At 67.2% G+C, this 12,040-nt stretch carries 2 protein-coding genes (1 of these 2 running past the window's edge); both read left to right on the top strand.

Annotation, left to right across the window (positions count from 1 at the left end):
- Positions 1-722, top strand: partial view of a non-ribosomal peptide synthase/polyketide synthase gene (locus HU770_RS17525; protein WP_186664608.1) — the 3' end only. The gene continues 21,601 nt to the left of window position 1, outside the view; only the last 722 of its 22,323 coding nucleotides appear in the window; the start codon falls outside the window, past its left edge; the stop codon is at positions 720-722.
- The gene (locus HU770_RS17520; protein ID WP_186664600.1) at positions 719-12,040 is read left to right on the top strand and encodes a non-ribosomal peptide synthetase; all 11,322 of its coding nucleotides are present in this window, start codon (positions 719-721) and stop codon (positions 12,038-12,040) included. The genes HU770_RS17525 and HU770_RS17520 overlap by 4 nt, the downstream gene beginning before the upstream one ends.

Genomic DNA, 12,040 nt, shown 5'->3' with positions numbered 1-12,040 from the left:
CTGGCGAGCTGTTCATCGGCGGCGTGCAAGTCGCCCGCGGCTACCTCAACCGCGCTGAACTGACCGCCGAACGCTTCATCGACGACCCGTTCAGCACCCGCCGCGGCGCACGCCTGTACCGCACCGGCGACCTGGCGCGGCACCTGAGCGATGGCAACATCGAGTACCTGGGCCGCAACGATGATCAGGTGAAGATCCATGGCCTGCGCATCGAGCTGGGTGAAATCCAGGCCGGCCTGACCGCCATCGAGGGTGTGAAGGAAGCGGTTGTAATCGCCCGCGACCAGCGTCTGGTGGCGTACTACACCGGCGAGCAGCAGGCCGTGGAAGCCCTGCGCAGTGCACTGCTGGCTCATCTGCCAGCGTTCATGGTGCCCGCGCTGTTCATGCACTTGGAGGCCCTGCCGCTAAGCCCCAACGGCAAGCTCGACCGCAAGGCCTTGCCGCTGCCGGACGCCGAAGCCCTGCAACACCGCGAATACCAAGCCCCCGAAGGCGACACCGAGACCCTGCTGGCCGCGATCTGGGCCGAACTACTGGGCGTGGAGCGGGTAGGGCGCCACGACAACTTCTTCGAACTGGGCGGCCACTCACTGCTGGCAGTGACCCTGACCTCCCGCCTGCGCGACCAAGGCCTGGAAGCCGATGTGCGCGCCCTGTTCGACCAACCGACATTGGCAGGCTACGCAGCCATCACAGACAGAATGGAGATCGTCCTGTGAGCATCAACCAACTACTGGCAACACTGACGGCCAAAAACGTGCAGCTGGCGCTGAAGGACGGCCAGCTGGCCGTCCAGGGCAATCGCCAGGCCTTGACCGACGCCACACTGGTGGCGCAACTGCGCGAGCACAAGCCGGCGCTGGTGGCGATGATCGAGCGCGGCGAGTACGTGGCCGTGAGACAGGGCGCGGTGCAGGTGCCGGCAAACCTGATCGCACCTGGCTGCACACGCATCACCCCGCAAATGCTCAACCTGATCGACCTCGACCAGGACACCCTCGATGGCATCGTTGCCTGCATCCCCGGCGGCGCGGCCAATGTGCAGGACATCTACCCGCTGGCACCCTTGCAGCAGGGCATGTTGTTCCACCATGCCAGCGCCACCGACAGCGACCCTTACGTGATGCAGGCGCGTTTCGTGTTCGCCAGCGAAGCACGCCTGCAGGCGTTCGCCGAGGCCCTGCGCGGGGTGATCGCCCGCCACGATATCCTGCGCACCTCGGTGCACTGGGAAGGGCTGGAAACACCGGTACAGGTGGTGTGGCGCCGTGCCGACCTGCAAGTGGCGACACTGCCCGCCAGCGACCCCCAGCGCGGCACGCTCGACTTGACCCAGGCGCCGCTGATCCGCCTGCTACGTGACGCCCCAGAGGCCGATGGTGCATTGAGTGCCACCCTGCAGTTTCATCACATCGCCATGGACCACAGTGCCCTGGAGGTGGTGCGCCACGAACTGATCGCGTTTCTGGCGGGCGAGGGCGAGCGCCTGGGCACGCCGGTGCCGTTTCGCAACTACGTGGCGCAGGCCGTGCTGGGGATCAGCGAGGCCGAGCACGAGGCGTTCTTCCGCGACCTGCTGGAGGGCATTGATGAATCGACTCTGGCGTATGGCATCCAGGATGTGCAAGGCGTTGGCGAAGTGCACAACGAGCACTCGCTCGACCTGCCGCTCGCCCTGTGCCAGCAACTGCGCACCCTGGCGTGCAGCCTGGGGGTGAGCGTCGCCAGCGTGTTCCACCTGGCCTGGGGGCGTGTGCTCGGGGGGCTGACCGGCCGTGAGCAGGTGGTGTTCGGCACGGTACTGATGGGGCGCCTGCAAGGGGCCGAAGCCACTGACCGGGCGTTGGGGATTTTCATCAACACCCTGCCAGTACGTGTGGACCTGGGCAGCGAGGACCTGGCAACGGCCATTCGCGCCACCCACCAGCGGCTGAGTGCATTGATGCGCCACGAACACGCGCCCCTGGCGCTGGCCCAGCGTTGCAGCGGTGTGGCAGCGCCGGCGCCGCTGTTCAATGCCTTGCTCAACTACCGTCACAGCGCGGTGGACACTGCCCAGCCTCGCCGCGCAGCCCTGGCGGGTATCGACATCGTCGAGTCCGCCGAGGCCACCAACTACCCGTTGACCTTGAGCGTCGATGACCTGGGCGAGGGCTTTCGCCTGACCTTGCTGGCCAGTGCCGAGGTCCCGGCGCAGCGCGTCTGCGGGTATTTGCAGCAGGTCCTTGAAGGCCTGTTGCAGGCCCCTCAGGCAGCGGTCATGGCGCTTGCCATGCTGCCTGACAGCGAGCGCCAGCAACTGCTGGAAACGTTCAACGATTACCCGGCCAGCTACGAACGGCAGCTGGCGCTGCATCAGCGCATCGCACAACTGGCCGAGCAGTACCCTGACCACGTTGCCGCCACCTGCGCCGGCGCGTGCCTGACTTACGCCGCGCTCAACCGCCAGGCCAATGCCCTTGCGCAGCACCTGATCAGCCTGGGGGTGCGGCCCGATGACCGTGTCGCCGTGGTCGCCCGGCGCAGCCTGGAGACGCTGGTTGGCTTGTTGGCTGTGCTCAAGGCAGGGGCGGGCTACGTGCCGGTAGACCCGGCCCACCCGGATGAGCGCGTGCACTACCTGCTCAGCGACAGCGGCCCGGTGGTGGTACTGACGCAACAGGCATTGCAGGCGCGCCTGGGGCCCGTCGAGGTGCCGGTGCTGCTGCTGGACCAGCCGGGCTGGCCCGCCTGCGACAGTAACCCCCTTGTGCCCGGCCTGGATGCAAGCAACCTGGCCTATGTGATCTACACCTCGGGCTCGACCGGTCAGCCCAAGGGGGTGATGGTTGAGCACCGCACGGTCAACAACCTGGTCGACTGGCATTGCCGCGCCTTCGACCTGTGCCCTGGCCGGCACACGTCGAGCCTGGCCGGCTTTGGTTTCGATGCCATGGCCTGGGAAGTCTGGCCGGCGTTGTGTGCCGGGGCCACGTTGCACCTGGCGCCGGCATCCCAGGGCAACGAAGACCTCGACGCCATGCTCGCCTGGTGGCAGGCACAGCCGCTGGACGTCAGTTTCCTGCCCACGCCGGTGGCCGAATACGCCTTCAATCACCAGCTCGAACACCCGACTTTGCGCACTCTGTTGATCGGCGGCGACCGCCTGCGCCAGTTCAACCGCACCCAGCGCTTTGCCGTGGTCAACAACTACGGCCCCACTGAAACCACCGTGGTGGCCAGCTCTGGCGTGTTGGAGCCCGGCGCGGCGCTGCACATCGGCCGGCCGGTCGACAACGCGCGCCTGTATGTCCTCGACGCCCATCAGCAACCTGTCGCGCTGGGCGTGCCAGGGGAGCTGTACATTGGCGGTGCCGGGGTTGCCCGGGGCTACCTGAACCGCCCGGCATTGACCGCCGAGCGCTTCCTTGACGACCCCTTCGTCGCCACGGCCGGTGGGCGTATGTACCGCACGGGCGACCTGGTGCGCTGGTTGCCCGACGGCACCCTGGACTACCTGGGGCGCAACGACGACCAGGTCAAGATCCGCGGCGTACGCGTCGAACTGGGCGAAATCGAAAGCCGCCTGAGCGCCTTGGCCGGCATCGATGAGGCGGTGGTGCTGGCCCGCGAGGACCAGCCCGGCCAGCCACGGCTGGTGGCTTACTTCACCGCCCAGGCCGACGTCGAGCCGCTCACCCCCGAAGGCCTGCGTGCCCAGTTGCAGGCGCACTTGCCCGAATACATGGTGCCGGTGGCGTTCGTCGCGCTGCAGGCGTTGCCGCTGACCGCCAATGGCAAACTCGACCGCCGGGCATTGCCGCAGCCTGACCGCTCGGCATTGTTCGAGCAAGGTTACGAGGCCCCCGAGGGCGAGCTGGAGCAGGCCCTGGCGCACGTGTGGGCCGAGCTGCTGCAGGTCGAACGCGTCGGCCGTCGCGACCATTTCTTCAGCCTTGGCGGCCATTCCTTGCTGGCCATGCGCATGGTCTCCCAAGTGCGCGTGCGCCTGGGCGTCGAGCTGAGCCTGAGCGAACTGTTCGCCAACCCGGAGCTGGCTGCGGTGGCCGACGTGCTGGCCAAGGCCGAGCGCAGCGAGCTGCCGGCGATATGCCCGGTGCCACGCGATGCGCCGCTGCCAATGTCGTTTGCCCAGCAGCGGTTGTGGTTTCTGGCGCAGATGGACGGCGGCAACCAGGCTTACAACGTGCCGATGGCCCTGGGCCTGCGCGGGCCACTGGACGCGGATGCCCTCAAGGCTGCATTGCTGCGGATCATCGAGCGCCACGAAACCTTGCGCAGCCGCTTCGTGCCGCGTGATGCCAGTGCCGAGGTGGTGTTTGCCGCCACAGCGGGTGGCGAGTGGTTCCAGCGCGAAGACATTGGCGCCGATGCCCTGCCAGCCCGCTTGCATGAAGCGGCCAGTGCGCCGTTCGACCTGGCCCACGGGCCGTTGCTGCGGGCGTGTCTGCTGCGCCTGGGCGCCGAGCATCATGTGCTGGCCTTGACCGTGCACCACATCGTCGCCGACGGCTGGTCGCTGGGTGTGCTCACCCACGAGTTGAGCGCGCTGTACACCGCCATCTGCCAAGGCAGGGATGAACCACTGCCGGCGTTGGCCATTCAGTATGGCGATTACGCCGTTTGGCAGCGCCGCTGGCTATCCGGCGCCCAGTTGCAGCGCCAGGCCGATTACTGGCGCCAGGCCCTGGACGGCGCGCCCAGCCTGCTCAAGCTACCCAGCGACCGCCCACGCCCCGAGCGCCAGGACTTTGCCGGGGCAAGCCTGCCACTGCAGCTGGAGCCACGCCTGGCGGCGGGGCTGCGCACCCTGGCCCAGCGTCATGGGGTGACGCTGTACATGGCCGTGCTCAGCGCCTGGGCTGGCGTGCTGTCGCGGTTGTCCGGCCAAGCTGAGGTGGTGATCGGTTGCCCTGTGGCGGGCCGCGGCCGTGCCGAGCTGGAGCCCTTGGTGGGCGTGTTCGTCAATACCCTGGCCGTGCGCATCGACACTGCAACAGCACCGACAGCGCACGCCCTGCTAGAGCAGGTGCGCGCACGTGTACTGGACGCCCAGGCGCACCAGGACTTGCCGTTCGAACAGGTGGTGGAAATCGTCCGCCCGCTGCGCAGTCTGGGCCATACGCCGTTGTTCCAGGCCACCCTGAACTGGCAGGCCACCGAGGGTGCCGCCTTGCAGTTGCCGGGCCTGCAACTGGAAGCCGTGGCCCAGGCTGGCCAGGTGGCCAAGTTCGACCTGACGCTGAACCTTGGCGAGCATGGCGACAACTTGCGTGGCAGCCTCGACTACGCCACTTCGCTGTTCGACGAAGCCACCGTGCGGCGCTATGTGGGCTACTTCGAGACGTTGATGTGGGCCATGATCGATAACGATCAACAGCCCCTGGCGCAGGTGCAGCTGGTTGGCGACGCAGAACGCCAGGCATTACTGAATGGCTTCAATGCCACCCAGCGCGACTACCCTCGCGAATGTGCGGTGGACCGCCTGTTCGAACAGCGCGTGGCCCGCCACCCGCTGGCACTGGCGGCGGTGCATGGCGACCAGTCCGTGGACTACGCCACGCTTAACGAACGCGCCAACCGCCTGGCGCATTACCTGATGGGCACCGGTGTGGCGCCGGGCGCCTGCGTTGCGGTGTTGTTGCCGCGCTCGTTGCAACTGCTGGTGGCGCAACAGGCAGTGCTCAAGTGTGGTGCGGTCTATGTACCGTTGGACATCCATGCCCCCGCCGATCGCCAGGCGTTCATGGTCGAGGACTGCCAGGCCGCCGCAGTGCTGACGCTTGCCGCTACGCCAGTCGATCTTGCGGTGCGGCGTGTGAACCTCGACCAACTGTCACTCGACGACCAGCCCGGCCACAACCCTGGGCTGGCCCAGGACGCTGGGAGCACGGCCTATGTAATGTACACCTCCGGCACCACCGGCAAACCCAAGGGCGTTTGCGTCACGCACCGGGGCATCGCGCGGCTGGTGCTGAACGACAGCTTTGCCGAACTGACGGCGGGCGACCGTATCGCCTTCGCCTCCAACCCGGCATTCGATGCCAGCACCCTGGAGGTCTGGGGCGCACTGCTCAACGGCGGGCAGGTGCGGGTGATCGACCACCACACGCTGGTCGACCCGCAGCGTTTCGCGGCGGCGCTGGTGGACCAAGGCATCACCGTGCTGTTCCTGACCACGGCGCTGTTCAACCAGTACGTGCAACTGATCCCCGATGCCCTGGCGCTGCTGCGCGTGCTGATCAGCGGCGGTGAGCGTGCAGAGCCCGCAGCCTTCCGTACGCTGCTGCAGAAGGCGCCTGGGTTGCGCCTGGTCAATGGCTACGGGCCGACCGAAACCACCACCTTCGCGGTCACTTTCGAAGTGCATGAACTGGCGCCGAACGCGCCTCAGGTGCCGATTGGCCGGCCTATCGGCAACACACAGGTGTATGTGCTGGACGCCTGGCAGCAACCCGTGCCGCAGGGTGTGGTCGGTGAGCTGCACATCGGCGGTGACGGTGTAGCCCTGGGCTACCTGAATCGCCCGGAGCTGACGGCGCAGCGTTTCATCGATGACCCGTTCAGCCAGCAACCCGGTGCCAGGCTGTACCGCACCGGCGACCTGGTGCGCTGGCAGCCTGACGGCCTACTGGAGTGCCTGGGGCGCAATGACGACCAGGTCAAGATCCGCGGCTACCGGATCGAGCTGGGTGAAATCGAGCAGCAGTTGGCCTTGGCACCGGGGGTTGGCGAGGTGGTGGTGATGGCCGTGCCTGGCGAACAGGGGCCGCTGCGGCTGGTGGCCTGGTTAACCCCGCTCGAAGCAGTGCTGCAGGCCACAGAGCTGCGCGCGTTCCTGCGTGGCCGCTTGCCGGAGTACATGGTGCCGAGCGCCTTTGTCGCGTTGCCACGGATGCCCCTGAACAACAACGGCAAGGTCGATCGCCAGGCCTTGCCGGCACCGGGGCCCCAGGACCTTGCGCTGACGGCTTACGAAGCGCCCGAAGGCGAGCGCGAGCAGGCACTGGCCACGCTGTGGGGCGAACTGCTGCAACTGCAGAGCGTCGGGCGCCAGGACCGCTTCTTCGAACTGGGGGGCCATTCGTTGCTGGCGATGCGCATGGTGGCCCAGGTTCGCCAACGCCTGGGCCTTGAGCTGGCCCTGGGCGATCTGTTCGCCGATGACAGCCTGGCGGCGGTGGCGGCGCGCCTGGCCCATGACGGCAATGCGTTGCCGGCTATCCAGCCGGGCCCACGCCAGGGCGCCTTGCCGTTGTCGTTCGCCCAGCAGCGGCTGTGGTTTCTGGCGCAGATGGAGGAGGCCAGTGCGGCCTATCACATTCCGCTGGCCCTGCGCTTGCAAGGTCGCCTGGACTGCGCGGCGCTGGAGCGGGCCTTGCGGCGCCTGGTCGAGCGCCATGAGAGTTTGCGCAGCCATTTTGTGGAGCGGGACGGCGAGCCGCAAGTGGTACTGGCCAGCGGCAGCGATGGCTTCCAGCTTGGCTGGGAAATCTGCAGTGGGCTGGATGAGCTAGCGCTGGCGGCGCTGATTCGCGAGGAGGCCGGCCGACCCTTCGCCCTGGCCAGGGACTTGCCGGTGCGGGCGCGCATGCTGCAGCTCGCCCCTGGCCACCATGTGCTGTTGCTGACCTTGCATCACCTGGTGGCCGATGGCTGGTCGCTGGCGGTGTTGGTACGCGAGCTTGGCGCGCTGTACCAGGCCTTCGGCAGCGGTGGCGACGACCCGTTGCCAGCCTTGCCTGTGCAGTACATCGACTATGCCCTGTGGCAGCGGCGCTGGCTGAGCGGCGATGCGCTGCGCCAGCAGGCCGATTACTGGGTCGGCCAGTTGGCCGGGGCACCGGCGCTGATCAGCCTGCCCTGGGACCACCCACGGCCCGAGCGCCAGCAATATGCCGGTGACAGCGTCGCGGTGTGCCTGGAGCCGCGCTTGAGCCGCGACCTGAAAGCGCTGTGCCGGCGCCATGGCGTGACGCCTTACATGCTGTTCATGGCGGCCTGGGCGGTGCTGTTGAGCCGGCTGGCTGGCCAGGACGAAGTGGTGATCGGCTCGCCCGTGGCCAACCGCAGGCAAGCGGAAGTGGATGGCCTGGTCGGCATGTTCGTGAACGCCATGGCGTTGCGCGTGCAGACTTCGGATGCACCGGATGTCGCCACGTTGCTGGCCAGGGTCAAGGCTGTGGTGCTGGCCGGGCAGGCGCACCAGGACCTGCCGTTCGAGCAGGTGGTCGAGCTGCTGCGCCCACGCCGCAGCCTGGCGCATACGCCGCTCTACCAGGCCACCCTGGACTGGGAGGCCAGCCCGGAGCGGCAGGCGCTGCAGTTGGCCGACCTGACGGTGAGCGCAGTGGGTGGGCCGGCATGCATTGCCAAGTTTGACCTGAGCCTGAGCCTGGGCGAGTCTGGCGATGGCTTTGCTGGCGGTATCGTCTACGCGACAGCGCTGTTCGAGCGGGCCACCATCGAGCGTTATGCGGGGTATTTCGAACAGTTACTGTGGACCTTCGCTGAAAGTGATCGGGCCATCCCTGCCCATACCGGGTTGCCCGATGCCGATGAGCGCAAGCGGTTGCTGCAGGGCTTCAACGATACTGCGGTGGCTTACGACCTTGAGCAGACCCTGCATGGGCTGATCGAAGCTCAGGTCGTGCGCACACCGGATGCGGTTGCAGTGCGGGCCGAGGAAGGTTCGCTCAGTTATCGCGAGTTGAATGAACAGGCCAACCGCTTGGCACATCACCTGATCGCGTTGGGTGTGAAGCCTGATGATCGGGTGGCGATCTGCGTCGAACGGGGGCTGTCGATGGTGGTTGGCCTGTTGGCCATCCTCAAGGCGGGCGGCGCCTATGTGCCGGTGGACCCGGATTACCCGACCGAACGCGTGCGCCACATGCTGAGCGACAGCGCGCCAGTGGCGGTGCTGGTGCACAGCGCTACGTGCCACGTACCGGAGGCGGCCCAGCTTATTGATCTGGACCAGCCAACCTGGAATGCGCAGCCTTCCAGCAACCCGGTAGTTCCTACGTTGACCCCGCGTCATCTGGCCTACGTGATCTACACCTCTGGCTCCACCGGCTTGCCGAAGGGTGTGATGAACGAGCACGCCAGTGTGGTCAACCGCCTGCTGTGGATGCAGGACGCCTACAACCTCGGCGCAGAAGACGTTGTCTTGCAAAAGACCCCATTCAGCTTCGACGTGTCGGTGTGGGAGTTCCTCTGGCCGCTGCAAACCGGCGCACGCTTGGTCATGGCTCGCCCCGGTGGCCATCGCGATCCGGAGTACCTGCGCCAAGTGATCCGCAGCGAAGGCGTCACCACCTTGCACTTCGTGCCATCGATGCTGGATGTGTTCCTGGCCCACGGCGATGCTTCGGCAGATGCTCTCAAGCGCGTGCTGTGCAGCGGTGAAGCCCTGCCGGGTAGCCTGGTACGGCGCTTCCACGCGCAGTTGCCAACGGTCGAACTGCATAACCTGTATGGCCCGACAGAAGCAGCGGTGGACGTCAGCGCCTGGCATTGCATGACGGCGCCGGACAACACCCCAATCGGCAAGCCCATCGCCAACACCACGCTGTACGTGCTCGATACGCTGGGCCAGCCAGTACCGCAAGGCGTCGCCGGCGAGCTGTTCATCGGCGGCGTGCAAGTCGCCCGCGGCTACCTCAACCGCGCTGAACTGACCGCCGAACGCTTCATCGACGACCCGTTCAGCACTCGCCCCGGCGCACGCCTGTACCGCACCGGCGACCTGGCGCGGCACCTGAGCGATGGCAATATCGAGTACCTGGGCCGCAACGACGACCAGGTGAAAATCCATGGCTTGCGCATCGAGCTGGGTGAAATCCAGGCCGGCCTGACGCGGATAGTGGGGATCAAGGAAGCCGTGGTGATCGCCCGCGAACAGCAGCTGCTCGCGTACTACACAGGCCAATTCCATCCGGTGGAGGCGCTGCGCTCGTCGTTGCTCGGGCACCTGCCGACGTTCATGGTGCCCGCGCTGTTCATGCACCTGCCGGCGCTACCGCTAAGCCCCAACGGCAAGCTCGACCGCAAGGCCTTGCCGCTGCCAGACGCCGAAGCCCTGCAACACCGCGAATACCAAGCCCCCGAAGGCGACACCGAGACCCTGCTGGCCGCGATCTGGGCCGAACTGCTGGGCGTGGAGCGGGTAGGGCGCCACGACAACTTCTTCGAACTCGGCGGCCATTCCCTGGCCGCGATCCGGCTGGTCGACAAGATCACCAAGGCGGGTTTGCAAGTGGCCATCAACGATGTGTTCCAGCAGCCCAGCGTCGCCTTGCTGGCGGCGCGGCTGGGCAACCGGGATGCCGCGCCGCGTGGTGTGATCACGGTGCGGGCCAGCGGTACGCAGACGCCGCTGTTCCTGGTTCACGAATTTACCGGCCTGGACTTCTACTTCCCGGTGCTGGCCCAGCACCTGCCCGGTGACTTCGCTATCTACGGACTGCCCGGCGTACCGGGTGACCGCCCACAACCGCGCACCCTGGAGTGCCTGGCCCGCTACCACATCGAGCAGATGCGCAGCGTACAGCCGCAGGGGCCTTACCGCCTGGCCGGCTGGTCGTTCGGTGGGGTACTGGCCTTCGAGATCGCCAACCAGTTGCTGGGTGCGGACGAGCCAGTCGAGTTCCTGGGCTTGATCGACACTTATGTGCCGCGCCTGGCCGACCAGGGCAAGGCGCGCTGGGAGGGGCCGCGTGCACTGGAGCGGCAGTTGCTGGCCAACTGCAGCCTGTTCTGGCGCACGCAGGGCCCGGCAGTCGCCGACAAGCTGGCGCGGTTGCAGCACCTGGAAGCCGGGGAGACGGATTTTACCGCCCTGGTGGCCAGTTGCCGCGAACATCAGCTGCTGTATGGGCTGTGGGCGAGCATGACGGATGCGCAACTGCAGCACTACTTCACCCGCGAACTGGCGCACGGCCGAGCATTGGCGCATTACCGCCCTGCGCCGCTGAGTGTACCGGTGCACTTGCTGCGCGCCGAGCAGGGCAGCGATAGCCTGTCCGCCCTGGGCTGGGGCGAGACGCTGCCGACTCAGGCGCTGGTCGCCCTGGGCGTGCCGGGCGACCACCGCAGCGTGATGCAGGCGCCCCATGTGGCCGCGCTGGGGCAGGTGCTCGGGCAGGCGTTGGGCGCGGTGCCTAACGTCGAGGTGGCGGCTTATCAGCCGTTGGTAGCGATCCAGACCGGTCAGGCTGGGCACGCGCCGGTGTTCTGCGTGCCGGGGGCCGGCGACAGCGTCACCAGCTTCATTGGCCTGGCCGACGCGCTGGGGCCGGACTGGCCGCTGTATGGCTTGCAGGCCCGCGGGCTGGATGGCTGCTCGGTGCCGCACAGCACGGTGGAAGCCGCTGCCGATTGCCATGTGCTGGCGATCGAGGCGCTGTACCCGCAGGGGCCGTTGAACCTGGTCGGGCATTCGTTCGGGGGCTGGGTGGCACATGCCATCGCCGCCAGGTTGCAAGCCAAGGGGCGGCAGGTGCGCTCATTGACGCTGATCGACAGCGAGGCCCCGGGCGAGGGTGGCACCTGTGGCCAGCCCTACACCTTCGGCGAAGCGTTGCAGCGGCTGATCGACGCGCTGCAGCTTTCCACTGGCAAAGCGCTGGGCATCGACCCAGGTGCATTTGCCGACGCCAGCGACGATCAACAGTTGAGCCAACTGCACGCGGCCATGGTCCGGGTCGGCTTGATGCCGGCACGGTCGCAGCCCGCTGCGCTGCACGGCACCGTGCGCACCTTCGCCACGGCATTGCGCACGGCCTACCGGCCAACGCTGGCCTACAGCGGCGCGGTCGGGCTGGTATTGGTGGACGACCCGGGCCTGGATGCCTTGGGCAATGCGCGCGAGCATGCCGCCATGCAGGCCGGCTGGCAGCAACTGATGCCGAAGCTGGCGCTGTGGCAGGGGCCGGGTGACCACTTCAGCATCCTCAAGGTGCCGGACGTGTTCAGCCTGGCAGCCTGGTGGCACGACGGGCAGGCGCTGCAGCACGGCAAGGTTACCCCGTAA

The organism is Pseudomonas sp. SWRI68 (assembly GCF_014269165.1).
In the GTDB taxonomy this organism is placed as follows: domain Bacteria; phylum Pseudomonadota; class Gammaproteobacteria; order Pseudomonadales; family Pseudomonadaceae; genus Aquipseudomonas; species Aquipseudomonas capeferrum.
Note: the sequence above shows the minus strand (reverse complement) of the source record. Positions and strands in the feature narration are given on the sequence as shown.